We start from the raw sequence: 16,825 nt of genomic DNA on the forward strand, positions 1-16,825 counted from the left end.
GCCTCGTGTCGAGGCCGACGGCGGCGTCGCGACGAGACAGCGGAGTCGGGGAAACGCGTTCGTTCAGATCCCGCTGATCGTCACGAGGGTGGAGACGAAACTGAGGGGGCCACCGAAGACGCGCGATCGGAGCCGCGGTCAGTTGCCGTCGTCGTACTCGTACTCCCGTTCGGGGTCCGCGACGCCCTCGGTCCGGGAGCCGACCCAGGCCCCCAGCGACAGGCCGTAGACGAGGTGGCCGGCGTGGAACAGGGCGAGTTCGTCGGCCTCGAGGCGGACATCGAGCAGTTTCTCCAGCATGACCTGCGCGCCGAACGCCGACAGGACCATGCCGTAGACCGAGCCCCAGACGAGGCCGCGCTGTTCGGGTTCGATGGACCGTCCGGCGGTGTACAGGGAGAACAGCCCGCCGAAGATCGCGCCCGAGCTAACTCCGTAGACGAGATGCAAGACGAGGCCGGCCAGCGGCTGCTCGTCGGGGTCGCCGCCGGCGACGTACTGCGACCAGAAGTTCGCCGACGGCGGCAGCGATCGCAAGAGTGGGAGTCTGAAGGCGGTCATAAGCAGCGTCGCGACGACTCCGCCCTGGAGCCCGCGGGCCACCGCGTCGGCGAGGTGTTCCTCGCGGGAGTGGGCGTCGACATCGCTGGTGTGGCCCTCCGTGTCGGTGATCGACCGCAACCGTCGCAGGTGATCTGAGACAGCCATGATGGTCTGAACACGCGCCCTACCACCGACGGCGTCTTAACGGCTCGGCGCGCGGATTACGGCCGTCGGACCGACGACAACGTGCTTTTGCCCGTCGGGACCCAACGCCGGACCATGACAACGCTCGAGGCGAAACTCGAGGCCGCCCGCGCGGATCTCGCCGCACGTGACGGGGTCGTCGTGGCCTTTTCCGGCGGCGTCGACTCGAGCGCCGTGGCCGCGATCGCCCACGACGCGCTCGGCGAGGACGCGATCGCCTGCACCGCCAAAAGCGAGACCCTCCCCGAGGCCGAACTCGCGGACGCCCGCCGGGTAGCCGACGAGATCGGGATCCGCCACGAGATCGTTTCCTTCTCCGAACTGGAAAGCAACGCGTTCGTCGAAAACGACGACGATCGCTGCTATCACTGCCGGACGATGCGGCTGGGCGAGATGCTCGAGACCGCCCGGGAACTCGGCGTCGGGACGGTCTGTGACGGGACGAACGCGGACGATCCGGGCGCTGGCCACCGGCCCGGGCTGCAGGCCGTCGAGGAACTGGACGTCCACTCGCCGCTGCTGGCTCACGACATCTCGAAGGACGAGGTCCGCGAGATCGCCGACCGATACGATCTCTCGGTCGCGGACAAACCCTCGATGGCCTGTCTCTCCTCGCGGATCCCGACCGGACTCGAGGTCACCGAAGACCGACTGACCCGGATCGAGCGGGCCGAGGCCCTGCTCCGACAATGGGGGTTCGACCAGTTCCGGGTCCGTGACCACGACGGGCTGGCCCGCATCGAAGTCGCACCCGACGAACTCGAGCGGGCGCTCGAACGCGAGTTCGTCGAGACGGTCCGCGCGGAACTCTCGGAGCTGGGGTTCGACCACGTCACGCTCGATCTACACGGCTACCGGACCGGCAGCGTCAGCCCCGACGAGGCGTCCGGCGGCGAACAGACCGTCATACGGGACGACTGACCGCCCCGGGTGCGCGCCGTCGGAACCGACCGGTGGCGACCGACCGGATATCGAACCCCGCCGTCGATTTCCGGGAGTTCACCGATCGTCCGAATAGACCACGGATACGAACACGCACAGTCAGAATATAATCCAATTCTCGGCAGGAAATTCCCCATCTCTCGAATACCTGGACTACCGTCCGATAATATTGCACATTGCGATACGAACGTGGCACTCGGGTCGGTATCAGTGACCGATGGAAGCCGACGTGCCGCTCGAGTGGACCACCGAAGAGTCTCGGACGTATACCCCGGCCGATACGGACCGAGAGATGCAGTATCGGACGTATCGTCACGAATCGGGAGACCTGCGGCTGAAGGTCGCGCCGGCCTCGCTGGAGGGCGAGGACCACCCCGGCTACGCGCTGACGGCCACGAGCTATCCCGGGCTCGATCTCTCGGAGACCATCCGGGTCAGAACCGTTCTGACGTTCGAACGCTGTAACCGGATCGCCAGCGATTTCATGGACCTGTTTTCGGCCAGCTACGACGGCCCGGGCTCGCTCGAGGAGGCGCTGGACTACGCCCACGAGCGAACGCGCGAACACCGCTGACGGCGCGCTTCGGGGCCGATCGGGGGCCGGCCGGCGGTCGCTTACTCGATCTCCAACTCCCCGCTCCCGCCGTCTCCACCGTTGTCCTCGTCCCACTCGAGTTCGAACTCGACGCTCAGTTCGCCCGGACCGTCGGCCGGTCCCTCGCGCTCGGCCTTGACCTCGAAGGTGGGCCGGGCGGGCGGCTCCATCGTCACGGAGTCGGCACCGGCCGTGAGCGTGATCGATTTTCCGTCGTCCAAGTTGTCGGCGACGCGACGCAGCATCGACGCGATCTCCGCTCGGCTCTGTTCGGTTTCCGATTTGAAGAGTACTTCTTCGGGCATGGGTGACAGTACGGTCCGTGAACTGATAAACACACGCTCGAAGAAGCGACTCACCGAGCCCGTGGCATCGCCGGTGTCTCAGTCGTCCGAGGGAACCGCGGACCCCTCGCCGGCGGCGGCCGCGGACTCGCTCTCGGCGAAGGGGTACCACGACTGCTTGGCGTCGGCCATATAGGGGGCCTCGAAGTCCGTCTCCTCGGGCTCGCAGAACTCGACGAGCTGTTCCTCGGCAGTGGCGTCGACCCACTCACGAAACGACTGCCCGTCGACACGGTGGGCCGCGTAGGCCTCGAGCAGGTTCCGGATCGCGCCGGGGGCCTCGTCGGCGGGGACCCGTTGCTGGACCCAGTCGATGAACGAGGGGTCCTCGCCGACGCCGCCGCCGACGCCGATGTCGAAGGCCTCGACCATCTCGCCGTTCTTGCGGGCGCGCATCCCCTGCAGGCCGATGTCGGCGGTCATCGCCTGCCCGCAGTCCGCGGTACAGCCGGAGTAGTGCATCTTGATCTTGCCGACGTCGTCGGGCAGTTCGACGTTCGCGTTGAACCAGCGCAGCATGCGGGCCATCCGCGCTTTCGTCTCGGTCAACGCAATCGAGCAAAATTCCGTTCCCGTGCAGGCCATCGCGCCACGCTCGAAGGGGCTCGGTTCGGCGGGATACGTCTCGAGGAGCGGCTCCGCGAGCAGGGCCGCGAGGTCCTCGTCGGCGACGTCGACGATGACGGGGTTCTGGCGGCGGGTCAGTCTGACCTCGCCGGAGCCGTACTCGTCGGCCAGATCGGCCAGTTCGATGGCGTCCTCGGCGGGGAGGCGACCGACGGGGACGCTCAGGCCGACGTAGTTCCCCCCGTCTTTCTGGTCGCCGACGCCGACGTGATCGTGCTGGCCGTCCTCGACCGGGCGGCCGGCGTTGTAGGTGTACTCCTCGCGGAAGTCCTCGCCCGCGGTGTGCATCTCGAAGTCGACGTACTCCGCCTGGAGCGTGTCCCGAATTTTCTCCATCCCCCAGTCCTCGGCGAAGAACCGGGCGCGGTTCTTCGAACGGTTCTGGCGGTCGCCGTAGTCGTGGTACAACTCGACGAAGCCGCGGCCGACCTCGTAGGCATTCTCCGGGCGGACAAAGATGTCAAGCGGCGTCGCGGCGCGGGGCTGGCGACCGCCGAGCCCACCGCCGATCCGGACGTTGAACCCGCGGACTTCCTCGCCCTCGATCTGCTTGGTCGCCGGCTCGAACCCGATGTCGTTGAGCGAGTCCTGGGCGCAGCCGACCGTACAGCCCGAGGCACTGATGTTGAACTTCCGGGGCATGTTCGCCAGCGAGTCGTCCGTGCGAAGCTCCTCCTCGAAGCGCTCGAGCAGCGGGCCGGCCTCGACGAACTCCTCGGCCTTGCCGTGGAGCGGACAGCCCGAGATGTTGCGCATCGTGTCCCCGCCCGCCGAGCGGGAGTGGACGCCCGCGGCCTCGAGTTGCTCCCAGATCTCGGGGATGTCCTCGAGTTTGAGCCAGTGTAGTTGCACCGATTGGCGGGTCGTCAGGTCGATCCAGCCGTTGCCGAACTCGGGGTTTGCGACTGGCCCCTTCGCGTACTCGCGGGCGACCTCGCCGATCGTCCGGAGCTGGTCGGGCTCTAAGATGCCGCTGGCGTTGGTCAGCCGCATCATGAAATACGACTCTTGCCCGTCGCGCTGGTGGAACAGCCCCCAGAACTTGAAGCGGGTGAACCACGTCTCGCGTTCGTCCTCGGGGATGGCCTCGTAGCCGCCGTTGTCCGCGAACTCGAGGATGTGGTCGCGGACCTCGTCGCCGTAACAGTCCTCCTTGCGCTCCTCTTTCTTATGCGCCATCGACGACCACCTCACTGACCTGACGATCGGACTCGAAATCGCGAGTTTCCTCTCCAACCATGTCGTAATTCACGTTTTGTTGGCACGGTACTGAATCATATAACAGTAATCGTTCACATTCAATTGGTTTTCTCCCAGTTTCAGTGGTGGGCGTCGTATCTCCAATGGAATATAGTCTGTATAAGGACGTATGTCGCGAGACACGCGAGCAGAGACTGGGGAATGTCAACCGCGATGGGCGCGACCGATCCTGATTCGCGGGGACGGACGACGCGACCGACTCGAGACGCGTCCGCCGCCGGACGGGACAAAAATGCCGGTCGTGAGAACACAACAGTGACGAACCGGCGGAGCCTTCGACGAACAAACAGTTTGAGCCTCAACGCGTGGATGGGTTCACCCGCCGGTCGGCATCGGCCCGTCCGGCGACGGCGCGACGCGGGTCCGATACAGTCTGCCGGGAAGGACGACCGAGAAGACCGCGAGCCCGAGGAAGACAACAGCGTCGTTAGCGTCGGCGATCAGGCGCTCGCTTCCGCGACCGCCGCGACGTCTCGGTCCCGCGGGGGCTCGAGACGGACCGCACACTGCTTGAAGTTCGGTTCGTTCGAGCGGGGATCGACGGCGGGCAGCGTGAGGTCGTTGACGGCGGGGTGGTGGATCGGCAGCCAGACGACGCCGTCGGGGATCACCTCGTCGACCTCGACACGAGCCATCACTGACGCTCGCCGGGAGACGACGCGGGCGTACCGCTCGTCGCCCTCGTCGGCGGTCTCGACCCGACTCTCGAATTCGTCGGCGAACGCGGCCGCGGTCGCCGGGCTGACCCGGGCCGTCGGCGGCTCGTCCTCGCGGGTCCGCACGCCGGTGTTGTACGCGTCCGGCCGGCGGGCAGTCGTCAGGGTGAACGGATAGGACTCGTCGGTCGGCTCCGGCAGCGGGCGGGCCTCGCCGGTCGAGAACGCGGCGCGTCCCGAGGACGTGTAGAACGACCACGACTCGTCGAGGTCGTCGGCAGCGCCGTCCCGCTCGTCGGCGTCGGGCCCCTCGTAGTATCGGTAGCCACCCGAGACGTCCGGCTCCGGGGCCGGCCAGCGGACCGCGGTCTCGTCCTCGAGGCGGTCGTAGCTGATCCCCGAAAGGTCCGCGGGGGTGCCCTCGGTCAGCCCGACGAACTCCGCGAAGACCGACGCGGGCTCGAGCGGGTCGTCGAACAGGTCGGGCACGAGCCGGTCGGCGAGCAGGCCGATCAGTTCGAGATCGGTCTTGACCCCCGGAGGCGTCTCGGTCGCGGCCCGCACGCGGGAGACGGTCCGTTCCATGTTGGTCGTCGTCCCCTCGGACTCGCCCCACGTCGCCGCGGGGAGAACGACATCGGCGTACTCGACGGTCTCGCTGCGGAAGGCGTCCTGCACGACGAGGAACGCGTCCTCGAACGTCTCACGGACGCGGGTCGCGTCGGGCATGCCCGCAACGGGGTTAGTCGCGACCGCATAGACGGCCTCGACGTCGTCGCCGACGGCGTCGACGATACCGACCGGGCCCGGGCCGGAGTCGTCGGGAAACCGCGAGACGGGAACGTCCCAGGTCTCGGCGACCTCGCGGCGGTGGGCCGGATCGCCGAACGGGCGGTGGCCGGGCCAGGACCCCTTCGAGGAGCAGACGCGAGTCCCCATCGAGTTGGCCTGTCCGGTCAGCGAGAACGGGCCGGAGCCGGGCCGGAGGTTGCCGGTCGCCAGACAGAGATCGATCAGCGCGCCGGCGGCCGCGGTCCCGTTGACGCTCTGGTTGATCCCCATTCCCCAGTACAGCAGGGTGGGATCGTCGAGCGCCTCGGCCAGCCGGTCGACGTCGGCCAGGGAGACGCCCGCTATCTCGGCCGCCTCGGCGGCGTCGGGCAGTTCCGCGCGGAGCTCCTCGAAGCCGACGGTCGCCTCGTCGACGAACTCGCGGTCGATGCGGCCGGTCTCGACGACCCGCGCCAGGACGGCTCGAGCCAGCGCGAGGTCCGCGCCCGGCTCGAGCGGAACGTGGTGGTCGGCGGCCTCGGCGGTCTCGCTGTGGACGGGATCGACGACGATCAGTTCCGAGTCGTCCGCGTCGGCGGACTGCCGGATCCAGCGAAACATGACCGGGTGGGCGGCCGCCGGGTTCGCTCCCCAGACGACGTGGCTCTCGGCCTCGGGGATGTCGTCGTAGGTCGGCGGCGGCGCGTCGCTGCCGAAGGCGTCGTAGTACGCGGTGACGGCCGACGCCATACACAGCGTCGTGTTGGCGTCGTAGTAGGGCGTCCCGAAGCCGCCACGAGCGAGTTTGCCCAGCGCGTAGGCGGCCTCGTTGGTCTGCTGGCCGCTCCCGAGGACCGCGACGCCGTCGTCGCCACCCTCGAGCGCGGCCTCGAGTCCCTCCGCGGCGCGTTCTACGGCCGACTCCCAGGTCGTCGGTATGAAATCGCCGTCCTCGCGGACGAGCGGCCGGGTCAGCCACTCCCCGTCCGGGTCGGCGGTTTCGCTGACGCCGCGTTGACACGCCAGTCCCTGATTGACCGGGTGGCCGGCGTCGCCCCGGACGGTGTCGAGACCGTACCCGCGGTCGGGGGCCTGCTGGACGTGTCCGCAGCCGACCGCACACCGCATACACGTGGTCGGAACGAGATCAGTCACGGGACCACCGCCGTGGGCCGGCTCGAATCACGGCGTGTGATTTACAATCACACCCTCCGCGAGAGTATTTGCTCGATATCATGGGGCTGTTCACGGGACAGGGAAACGTTTGCACCCACTAAACGCTGATCGTTTACGAACTATTGCTTTTCTTTCGGAGAGGAGCTGGCCCCGACAGTATGCGAACGGATAGGAGGTGTATAAGGGAATTATCCGTCGAGTATCGCCGGGTCGATGTGGCCGTTCGGTCACGAAACTCGAGTCCGCTGGACCGATTGGGGGCCGAATAGCGACGGCGGCGAGCGGGCGCGATCCGGGACGGCTACTCGGTTCCGACCCACTTGAGGACGAACAGCGTCCCCTCGAACAGCAGGATCATCGTGACCGCGACCAGGATGGGCGCCATCCCCGTCGGGTCGAGGGTGAACATGAACGACAGCCCCGCGAAGGCCGCCCAGAAGTACAGTCGCTTCTGGGCCAGCCAGCGGCGGGTCGTCACGCCCATCATGATCGCCAGCATGATAAACAGCGGAATCTGGAAGACGATCGCCAGAAAGCCCGTCAGCGTGATGATCAGGTTAAACGTATCGCCCAGCGCATAGGCGACGTCGGCGCTGCCCTCGGCGTAGTAGGTGAAGTATCGAAAGAGGATCGGCAACACCAGCACGTACGAGAACAGCATCCCGAGCGCGCCGAGGACGACGCTCGTCGGCACGGCCGCGAGGTAATACTTCCGTTCGTGGGGGTACAGCCCCGGTCGCATAAACAGGTAACACTCGTAGACGAACGCCGGCAGCGCGACCATGATCCCCAGCAGCGAGGAGATCTTGATCCGGGTCAGCCACAGCTCGAGCGGGTTGTAGAGATGCGGCGGCGGCACCTCTCCCTCGGCATAGGGGAAGACGTTGAACCAGACGTACTGGATCGCGTCGGAGGCCCACAGCAGGCCGATCGCCGTCCCGCCGGCCCCGAACAGCAACACGACCGCCAGCCGGAGGACCATCTCCTCGATGTGGTCGGCCAGCGGCATCTCCTCGTCGTCCGGCGGCGTCTCGATCCCGCCGATCTCCTCGTCGGCGTCGGGATAGGTCGGCGTCGGATCGTGTCGATCGCCGACGACGCCCTCGCCGTCCGTCTCGAGGTCGGGCCGCTCCGCGGCGGGGTCGGACGCCGGCCGATCGAACTCGGGCTCGTCCGGCGATTCCGAGGGAGCGTCCTCCCGCGGCTCTTCGGGCGCCTCGGCGTCCCGTCCGTCCACCGGCTCGTCCGACATCTACGGGATATTGATAGGCCACCGGTTATAGGCCTTTTTCTTACGGTGACCCCGAGAGAGTGAGAAGCCCGCTGACTCGCCCGTATCCACACGAAAGGTTGATAACTGGATGTCAGTTACCACCTACCCAATGAGTTCTGCCGTCGACGAGGACACCGCCCAGGCCATAAACACCGGCCGGGAGACGATCGGCGCACTACTCTCGGGCGCCCAGCAACACCTCAAGAAGGTGTTCGTCGTCTTTCTGCTCGGGTTCCTCGGCTCCTTCTACGCGCTTCGGATCGTCGTCTGGGACTTCCTCGAGGCGACCGCCAAAGCTCGGATGAGCGAGGGGGTCGCCGGATCGACCGACATCATCACCCGGACGCCGTTCGAGGTGATCCTGTTACAGGCCAAGATCGGGATGATAACCGGAATCATCGTCGCGATTCCTGCGCTTCTCTTTTTCTCGCGGAAGGCGCTTCGCCGTCGAGGCTACACCAGCGCCGTCCCGATCTCGAAGGGGTATATCGCCGGCTTCGTCCTGCTGGCGCTGTCGCTGTTCGTGACCGGCGTCGTCTACGCCTACACCGTCTTCTTCCCCTACGCGTTCGGCTTCCTCGCGAAGAACGCCGTCAGCGCCGGCGTCAAACCGAGCTACGGCATCACCGAGTTCACCGAGTTCATGGCGCTGCTGACGCTTTCCTTCGGGCTCGCCGCCCAGCTCCCGCTGTTGATGGGGGCGCTCTCGTACACCGAGATCATCCCCTACGAGACCTTCCGCGACAAGTGGCGGTTCGCCGTCGTCGGGATCGTGATCTTCGGGGCCCTGTTCTCGCCGCCGGACCCGTTCACGCAGGTCATGTGGGCGATGCCGATGGTCGTCCTCTACGTCTTCAGCCTCGGGCTGGCCAAGGTCCTCACGAACGTCCGGCGACGCGGGGCGGCGAAATCGGCTGGCACCGGGACCGGCCACGTGAAAGGGCGTCTCCTCCAGTTCGGCGGGGTCCTCGCGGTCGTCGCGGTCGCGGCCACCGTCGCCGTCAATCAGGGCGCGTTCGGCTACCTCCGCGAATCGGTGTATCCCGCGTTCCCCTCGGTGATCCGCCCCAGCGGAGCGGGTCCCCTCGAGACGATGGCGGCGAACGGGCTCGCCGGCGAAGCGGCGGTCGGGCTCGTCGTCGCCGCCGGCGTCGGCTTCCTCGTCCTGCTCGGCTACACGATCTACGCGCTGCAACAGCCGGTCTATCCGCGGCCGGACGACATCCGGCGGGCAGACAGCCACGAGGACGTCGACTTCGAGACGCTCTCGACCGAGGACATCGCGGACGTGTCGGCACAGGTCTTCCGGACGATGAGCGAGGATCAGGCCCTGGAGTACTCCCGGCAGGCGATGTACGACGACGACCGGGAGAAGGCCCAAGCGATCCTCGATCGCTTCGACTCGATTCAGGAGTCGGCGGACGCCGGAGACGGGGGCGCGGCGGCGGGCGGTGCGGGGGCGGCGGCCGGTGCCGGCGAGGCCGACGACGACGGGCTCTTCGCGAGTACCGCCGCCGGCATGCTCGATCCGTTCACGGAGGACGAGACCACCGAGGACGACATCGGTGGCTACGCCTACGACATCGCCTTCATCCTCAACAGCCTCACCTCGAAGGTGTTCCGCATCGTCGGCCTCTTCATGGTCGTCATGGGCGGGACCTTCTTCTGGCTGTACTCCGGCGGCCTCGGCGACGTGTTGCGGCTCTTCCTCGATCGGGTCCCCCAACACGTCCTCGACGAGGTCGCGGCCCGCAACGATATCGATCCCAGCCAGATGAGCCTCGACGAACTCATCGAAGCGATGGATATCGTCGTCGCGCTCCATCCCGTCGAGGTCCTCATCTTCGAGGCGAAGGTGAGCGCGCTCGCCGGCATCGTCGCCGTCCTCCCGCTGATCCTGTACTACGCCTGGCCGGCCGCCAAGGAGCGCGGACTGGTCTACGGCGACCGACGCACGTTCGTCGTCTGGGGTGGCGGTCTGCTGGCCGGCTTCGCCCTCGGAACCTACCTCGGGTTCTTCTGGATCGCGCCGTCGGTCATCTCGTATCTGGTCTCCGACGCGCTTGCCAATCAGATGGTCGTCTCCTATCGGATCAAGAGCTTCTTCTGGCTCGTGATCTTCACGACCGTCGGGATCGGCTTCCTGCTGAACATCATCGTCACGATGGCGCTGTTCCACGTCGGCGGGGTCGTCAGCTATCGCTCGATGCTCGAGCGCTGGCGGCCGGTGGTCGTGGGCATCTTCGTCCTCGCGGCTTTCTTCAGCCCGAAGGGCGTGCTGATGATGCTCATCTTCTCGATCCCGATCGCGCTTACCTACCTGCTCGGGCTGGGGATCCTCTACGTCCTGACCGGCGGTGGCCGGCTGTTCGGCGGTGGTGGCGGCGGATCGACCGCCGAACCCGACGAGACAGGCGCGGCCCCGGAGTGAGGATCGACCGACGAGACGACGCACTTTCGAACCGTCCCCCGTGCCACGATAGCGGATCGCCGCTCGAGCGACCGAGAAGCGCAGTTCTCCCTCGAGCGAGACGAACGTCGCCGACCAGCTACGCTTAAGGCCGCGACTTGTGAACGATCGACCGACTGATGCCAAAGATCAGCGTCGAAATTCCGCAGGAACTCCTCGATGATCTCGACGACCACGTCGGCGACGACGGCAAGTTCGTCAACCGCAGCGACGCGATCCGGTCCTCGATCAGAAAGAATCTCGATATCTTAGACGAGATCGACGAACGCCACGACCGCCTCGAGAGCGACGGGGAGTGACTACTCCCGGTCGACGCGCTGGGCGAACCCGAACGTCGGTTTGACGTCCTCGACGCGGACCGCGACCGTCTCGCCGTCCTCGGCTCCGGGCACGAACAGCCGGTAGCCCTCGACCGAGGCGATGCCGTCGCCCTCGCTGCCGACGTCGGTGATCTCGACCTCGAGTTCGTCGCCGGGGCGCACGGGGGCGGTGAGCCGCCCCTTCCCGATGAAGTAGACCTCGGAGGACTCGTCGCGGCTCGCGTCGGGCGAGGTCGCGCGGACGTACTGGAACTCCTCCTCGACGTCGGCCCGGAAGTCGTCGACGTCGGGGCCTTCGAAGACCTTCACGACGAAGTCGCCGCCGGCCTCGAGCAGTTCGCACGCGGTCTCGAAGGCCTGGCGCGCGAGATGCAGCGACCGGGCCTGATCCAGCGAGTACTCGCCGGACATGTTGGGTGCCATGTCCGAGATGACCGCATCGACGGTGCCGTCGGCGGCGTCGACGACCCGCTTGCGGGTCTTCTCTTCGGTCATGTCCCCGCGGAGCGTCTCGACGTTGTCATGGTCCGCGAAGTCGTCGATCCGCTGGAAGTCGACGCCGATGACCTGTCCCTCCGGGCCGACCTCCTCGGCGGCGACCTCGAGCCAGCCGCCGGGCGCGGCCCCGAGGTCGACGACGGTGTCGCCGCGGTCGATGACGTCCTCGAGTCGGTCCAGTTGTTTGAGCTTGTAGGCCGCTCGGGAGCGATACCCCTCCTGTTTGGCCTTGTTGTAGTAGTGGTCGCGAGCCATATATCGTTCTTGAACGGGCTAAGCGGCCGGGACGGATAGGTGTGGCGAGAGCGGGCCGCGCGCGCTGCTCGCTCGGGCCGGCCGAGCCGCGTCGATGGTCGAGGTCCGAGGCAGGCTCGAGTCCGGCCTCGAGATCGGCAGTCGCGTCGGCCGGCTCGAGGACGCTCCACCCTCCCGCCCGCGCGTAAAGGGTGCCTTTTTATGCCGACCGTCCGTACCCCGATCTATATGTTCAAGGCCATCGTGAGCGCCGAAACGCTCACCAGCGCGCTCGATTCGATCAGCGTGCTGGTCGACGAGTGCAAAATCCACCTCGAGGAAGACGGGCTGGAGATCCGGGCCGTCGATCCGGCCAACGTCGGGATGGTCGACCTCTCGCTCGATGCGTCTGCGTTCGAGTCCTACGAGGCCGACGGCGGGCTGATCGGTGTCGATCTCTCGCGGCTCGAAGACATCGCGGGCATGGCCGACGCCGGCCAGCTCATCCAGCTCGAACTCGACGAGGAGACCCGCAAGCTCCACATCCAGATCGACGGGCTCGAGTACACGCTCGCGCTCATCGACCCCGACTCCATCCGACAGGAGCCCGACATCCCGGACCTCGACCTCCCTGCCGAGGTCGTCCTCGAGGGGAAAGACGTCAACCGCTCGGTGACCGCCGCCGACATGGTCTCCGACCACATCGCCCTGGGCGTCGACGAGGGCGAGGAGTACTTCTACGTCGACGCCGCGGGCGACACCGACGACGTCCACCTCGAGCTGACCCAGGAAGATCTGATCGACCTCCAGCTCGGGCCCGCCCACTCGCTGTTCTCGCTGGACTATCTCAAGGACATGAACAAGGCGATCCCCGGCGACACCGAGGTCACGCTGGCGCTGGGCGAGGAGTTCCCCGTCAAGATCTACTTCGGCTTCGCCGAGGGACAGGGGCAGGTCACCTACATGCTCGCGCCGCGCATCCAGAGCGACTGACCGACTCGACCGTTCTCACAACCACTTAAACGTTCGATATGCGAAGGGGAGTTGCTACCCGACCGCTAGCCGACGATCGGGTATGCCCTCCGCGAACGATACGACCGACGACCAGGAACCGGACGATCTCGAGTTCGTGACGACGTTCGACCCCGACGGTGAGCCGGCCAGCGAAGCCGTCGTCACCGCCGTCGCTGCGGTCCGTGGCTCGAAACCGGCCGCGCTCGAGCCGCTACACGCGGTCGTCGATCCGGACGCGCTCGATTCGCTGGTCGGCCACGCCGACCGGGTCGGCACCGCGGGCAGCCATCAGGTCTGGTTCACCTACGAGGGGTTCGACATCGCCGTTCGCACCGACGGCGAGGTTCGGCTCCGGGACGCGACCGTGACGGCCGACTGAGGCGGTTTCGAACCGTCTCGGAGCGGGACGCGGGGTCGTCCGTCAGTCCTGCTCGTCCAGAAACGAACGCAGCAAGTCGGTGACGGTGTCGGCTTCCTCGATGAAAAACAGGTGAGAACCGCCCTCGACGAGTTCGAGTCGACTGTCCCGGATCTTCTCCTCGAGCAGCCGCGCGTTCGTAACGGGGACCACCTCGTCGTTCGTCCCGTGACAGACCAGTGTCGGTACGCGGAGTCGCTCGAGGCGGTCGCTGACGTCGAAGTTCTGGACTGCGGCGGCCTGTGCCTCGCGTGCGGGGTCGTCAGCGTCCTGTTCGAGTCGCCACTCGAGGATCCGGTCGATGAGGTGGGGGTTGCGGTTGGTGAACCGGTCGTTGAACGCCGGCCGCATGCGGTGGCGCAACACCTGGCGTTCGGTTGCGCCGTCCGGCGTATCGAACATGTGTTCCTGCGTCTCGTCGGGGACCGGCGCGGCGTCGGGGCCGCCGTGGCTCGTACAAAACAGCGTCAGCGACTTCGTCCGGGAGTACTCGAGGGCGTAGCGCTGGGCGATCATCCCGCCCATGCTCGCCCCGACGATGTGGGCGTCGTAGACCCCCGCGTCGTCGAGGACCGCCTCGAGGTCGGCTGCCAGCCCGCCGATCGAGTAGCCGGCGAGTTTGAGCAACACGAGCCCCCGAAGCGTGCCGGGCAGCCGCGCGACGAGCGGCGGGAGGCCGACGTCGGAGCGACCCGTCCCCCGGTTGTCGGGGGCGATCACGTCGTACTCGTCGGCGACGGCTTCCCGCTGCCAGCGCCACATCCACCGTCCGAACCCGAGCCCCTGCACGAAGACGACGGGCGACCGACCGTCGCCGTCGCTTCGCTCGTACTCGTAATAGATCGACACGCCGTCTCTCGTCGCCTGTGGCATGGCCGAACCGACGTGTCGAACGCCCTTGAAATCGATCCTCGAGGCTGGGCGGGACGACGACCGCCGGCCGGGACCGATCGGCGATCGCCCGATGGCGTCGGGTAATACGGGTATACCGTCGCTGCAAGGGTCGAGTGGGGGCGAGATCTCGGCGGCCGGTCGCCCGTCTCGGATCGGCGAGCCCGACTGCCACATATAAAAGACGATTATCGCAATCAGGGTGTTTATCCCGCCGGAGTAAAACGTAATTACCGATGCAGCGACTCCACGCCCGGTATCCGTTCCTCGAGGCCGCTCGCGAGACCGTCGCCACGGAAGCGGTCGATCTGGCGACCGTCGTCGAGGGGGACGAAGCGGTCGTCAACCGGGCGCGTCAACGGGTTATTACCGCGATCGAGTCGGGGGAGACGGGGGAGCCACACCGCGATACTCGGATCGAGTTGCTCTCGTATCCGGTCGCGCGGGTACTGGTCTCGATGGTCGACGAACGCGTCCTCGTACGCAAGTACGCCCGCGCCGAGGCCGCGACGGCCTACGACCGGTTCACCGAGGACATGACCGACACGACCGAACTGAAAAGCGTCGAGTCGACGGGACTGGACCTCTCGGACCTCCTCGCCGAGTTCGACCTGCGGGACGCGGTCCGCGAAGGGGCCGACGACGAGTACCGGATCGACGTCGGGACCTACCTGCCGCTGGCCGAGGACCTCTGGGACGACGGCTGGCGGCTCGTCAACCAGCCCCTCGCGGCCGGCGAGGTCCCCGTCGACGAGGACGAACTCCTGACGCTGGTCCGCGAGGCGATCCGGGGCCGGATCGACGACGGGCTCCCCTTCGAGGTGCCCGAGTCCATCGCGACCGCCCTCGAGGACGAGGCCGACGAGATCCGCGAGGTACTCGCGGAGATGGACCTAACACAGGACATCGACACCGTCGTCCCCGACCTCTTCCCGCCGTGTATGAAGGCGCTGCTCGACCAGATCCAGAAGGGCGAGCATCTGCCACATCACTCCCGGTTTGCGATCACGGCCTTCCTGACGAGCATCGGGATGGACACCGACGAGATCGTCGACCTCTATCGGGTCAACTCGTCGTTCGGCGAGGAGATGACCCGCTACCAGACCGACCACATCCGCGGGGACACCTCGCCGACGGAATACTCGCCGCCCTCGTGTGCCACGATGCAGTCCTACGGCGACTGCGTGAACAAGGACGACCTCTGCGAGCGGATCCCCCACCCGATGGCCTACTACGAACAGCGGATCGACGACGCCGACGACGAGGAGTTAGAGGACTGGCGGGAGAACGACGACGGGAGCGACGGCAGCGCCGCGAGCGGCGACTGACGGCGTTCGCTCGCGCGGAGGAAGTGGTACTGCACGGTCGGTTCTCGAGCAGTATCGGCCGGGACGAACCGAAAACGGTGACCGAATACCGCCTCAGAACGTTCCGTTCGTTTCCGTCTCGTCGGCCGTCGCGTCGAGGTCCTCCTCGTCTTTCAGGGTGTAGGCCAGCCCGATACCGACTGCCGTCACCAGGAGGATAAAGCCAGTAATAGCCACAACGAGCAGCTGTGCCCCTTCGGAGGAGAGACTGCCGTTGTCGGCAGTGTAGGAAGAGCCGATGGCGATCATCGTCGCAAGCAATAGGAGGACCGCACCGACCGCCGAAACGATTTCGATGAGCTGTTCGCGATCGAGCATTGTCGGATCGGTTTCGTCGGCCCGGTGAAAAGCGCTTCGAAGGGGGCCTCGGCGGTGGTCGGACGGGAGCCGTCTCGCTTGCTCCTTTAAACGCCGACCTTGCGAGTTCAGGCGAGTTCGTTATCCCCATCGGCCCCCTAGCGCGCTCGAATCGCCAGCCGACCACCGAGTTCACCCCTTGACGCATCCATGAAAACAACAGCGTCACCGAAAGCGCCGCTGCCAGTACCGTCCGCGGATCACCTCACCGAGCGATCCCGCCGCGCCCGCACCGAACCGATGTCGGTGCTGGCGCTGGGCGACGGCCTCTACGAGGTCGAGTCCGCGAGCGACCACACCTATCTCGTCGATCTCGAGGCCGGCAGGTGTACCTGCCCGGATCACGTCTTCCGCGAGGCCCGCTGTAAGCACGTCCGCCGGGTCGCGATCGAGATCACGGAGGGTCGGACCCCGCCGCCGGGCGAGATCGCCGTCGCGTGTCACGACTGCGGCGAGACGTGTTTCGTCGCGGACAACGACCCCGCGCCGTGTTACTGCGACGACCACGCAATTTCGCCGGGCGACATCGTCGTCGATCGCGAGACCGGCGACCGGCTCACTGTCGTCGACATCTCCGAACTCCGTTCCGACGCCGTCGAGATCGGGGCGGCCGACTGTACCGTCGCCGAGTACGGGTCCAACGAGGACTACGATCCCGACGTCCCGGTCGTCGGCGCGGTCTACCCCCACGCAACCGTCGCCGCGAACGGTGTCGTCCCCTCGTCGCTGAAAGTGTACGTCTTCCCGCGGACCCGCCTCGAGCGAGCGACACCGAGGGCGAGCGACTGAGACCGCCGTTCCCTCCAGTCGGGAGACAACGGCTTGCAACGCGCGTGTCGTTGCTATCGTCCCGTTTCTTGTGACC

General features: G+C 66.7%; 16 protein-coding genes. 8 read left to right on the top strand and 8 right to left on the bottom strand.

Annotation, left to right across the window (positions count from 1 at the left end):
• Window positions 1-138 precede the first annotated feature (138 nt).
• Complete coding sequence (locus ACSBP4_RS00255) at window positions 139-708, bottom strand: DUF6789 family protein (RefSeq protein WP_435551029.1); 570 nt, start codon at window positions 706-708, stop codon at window positions 139-141.
• 114 nt (window positions 709-822) lie between these two features.
• On the opposite strand from ACSBP4_RS00255, the gene larE reads away from it, so the two are divergent.
• Window positions 823-1,668: an ATP-dependent sacrificial sulfur transferase LarE gene (gene larE / locus ACSBP4_RS00260; RefSeq protein WP_435551030.1), complete on the top strand. Its 846-nt coding sequence runs from the start codon at window positions 823-825 to the stop codon at window positions 1,666-1,668.
• 238 nt (window positions 1,669-1,906) lie between these two features.
• On the top strand, window positions 1,907-2,263 hold the full coding sequence (locus ACSBP4_RS00265; RefSeq protein WP_006183246.1) for a hypothetical protein: 357 nt from the start codon (window positions 1,907-1,909) through the stop codon (window positions 2,261-2,263).
• Between the two features lie 41 nt (window positions 2,264-2,304).
• On the opposite strand, the gene ACSBP4_RS00270 is transcribed toward ACSBP4_RS00265, so the two are convergent.
• The 4 genes from ACSBP4_RS00270 to ACSBP4_RS00285 form a co-directional block, all read right to left on the bottom strand.
• Entirely contained in the window at window positions 2,305-2,589 is a 285-nt protein-coding gene (locus ACSBP4_RS00270; protein ID WP_049965152.1) for an amphi-Trp domain-containing protein, read from the bottom strand.
• Window positions 2,590-2,667: 78 nt separating this feature from the next.
• Window positions 2,668-4,434 (bottom strand): nitrite/sulfite reductase, encoded by a 1,767-nt coding sequence (locus tag ACSBP4_RS00275; protein WP_435551031.1) that lies wholly within the window; start codon window positions 4,432-4,434, stop codon window positions 2,668-2,670.
• 521 nt (window positions 4,435-4,955) lie between these two features.
• Complete coding sequence (gene nasA, locus ACSBP4_RS00280; protein WP_435551346.1) at window positions 4,956-7,070, bottom strand: assimilatory nitrate reductase NasA; 2,115 nt, start codon at window positions 7,068-7,070, stop codon at window positions 4,956-4,958.
• Window positions 7,071-7,419: 349 nt separating this feature from the next.
• The gene (locus ACSBP4_RS00285; protein WP_435551032.1) at window positions 7,420-8,370 is read right to left on the bottom strand and encodes a twin-arginine translocase subunit TatC; all 951 of its coding nucleotides are present in this window, start codon (window positions 8,368-8,370) and stop codon (window positions 7,420-7,422) included.
• 130 nt (window positions 8,371-8,500) lie between these two features.
• Between ACSBP4_RS00285 and ACSBP4_RS00290 the strand changes: the two genes are divergently transcribed.
• Together ACSBP4_RS00290 and ACSBP4_RS00295 are read left to right on the top strand one after the other, a co-directional pair.
• Complete coding sequence (locus ACSBP4_RS00290; RefSeq protein WP_435551033.1) at window positions 8,501-10,822, top strand: twin-arginine translocase subunit TatC; 2,322 nt, start codon at window positions 8,501-8,503, stop codon at window positions 10,820-10,822.
• Window positions 10,823-10,980: 158 nt separating this feature from the next.
• On the top strand, window positions 10,981-11,160 hold the full coding sequence (locus tag ACSBP4_RS00295; RefSeq protein ID WP_006648586.1) for a hypothetical protein: 180 nt from the start codon (window positions 10,981-10,983) through the stop codon (window positions 11,158-11,160).
• Here the strand turns inward: ACSBP4_RS00295 and ACSBP4_RS00300 are convergent, their stop codons facing one another.
• Complete coding sequence (locus ACSBP4_RS00300) at window positions 11,161-11,934, bottom strand: 23S rRNA (uridine(2552)-2'-O)-methyltransferase (protein WP_435551034.1); 774 nt, start codon at window positions 11,932-11,934, stop codon at window positions 11,161-11,163. It lies immediately after the preceding gene.
• 228 nt (window positions 11,935-12,162) lie between these two features.
• Between ACSBP4_RS00300 and ACSBP4_RS00305 the strand changes: the two genes are divergently transcribed.
• A complete protein-coding gene (locus tag ACSBP4_RS00305; RefSeq protein WP_006183237.1) occupies window positions 12,163-12,906 on the top strand; it encodes a DNA polymerase sliding clamp in 744 nt (247 codons plus the stop codon).
• 82 nt (window positions 12,907-12,988) lie between these two features.
• Window positions 12,989-13,306, top strand: coding sequence for a HalOD1 output domain-containing protein (locus ACSBP4_RS00310; protein WP_435551035.1), 318 nt, complete (start codon window positions 12,989-12,991; stop codon window positions 13,304-13,306).
• Window positions 13,307-13,348: 42 nt separating this feature from the next.
• Here ACSBP4_RS00310 and ACSBP4_RS00315 read toward each other — a convergent pair whose 3' ends face one another.
• A complete protein-coding gene (locus ACSBP4_RS00315; protein WP_049965159.1) occupies window positions 13,349-14,218 on the bottom strand; it encodes an alpha/beta fold hydrolase in 870 nt (289 codons plus the stop codon).
• Window positions 14,219-14,472: 254 nt separating this feature from the next.
• On the opposite strand from ACSBP4_RS00315, the gene priL reads away from it, so the two are divergent.
• The gene (priL, locus tag ACSBP4_RS00320) at window positions 14,473-15,564 is read left to right on the top strand and encodes a DNA primase regulatory subunit PriL (protein ID WP_435551036.1); all 1,092 of its coding nucleotides are present in this window, start codon (window positions 14,473-14,475) and stop codon (window positions 15,562-15,564) included.
• Window positions 15,565-15,657: 93 nt separating this feature from the next.
• On the opposite strand, the gene ACSBP4_RS00325 is transcribed toward priL, so the two are convergent.
• The gene (locus tag ACSBP4_RS00325) at window positions 15,658-15,921 is read right to left on the bottom strand and encodes a DUF7472 family protein (protein ID WP_006183232.1); all 264 of its coding nucleotides are present in this window, start codon (window positions 15,919-15,921) and stop codon (window positions 15,658-15,660) included.
• 189 nt (window positions 15,922-16,110) lie between these two features.
• Here ACSBP4_RS00325 and ACSBP4_RS00330 point away from each other — a divergent pair, with 189 nt between their 5' ends.
• Window positions 16,111-16,749 (top strand): SWIM zinc finger family protein, encoded by a 639-nt coding sequence (locus ACSBP4_RS00330; RefSeq protein WP_435551037.1) that lies wholly within the window; start codon window positions 16,111-16,113, stop codon window positions 16,747-16,749.
• The last annotated feature ends 76 nt before the right edge of the window (window positions 16,750-16,825 follow it).

It is taken from the genome of Natrinema sp. CGMCC1.2065 (assembly GCF_051225675.1).
Taxonomy (GTDB): domain Archaea; phylum Halobacteriota; class Halobacteria; order Halobacteriales; family Natrialbaceae; genus Natrinema; species Natrinema thermotolerans.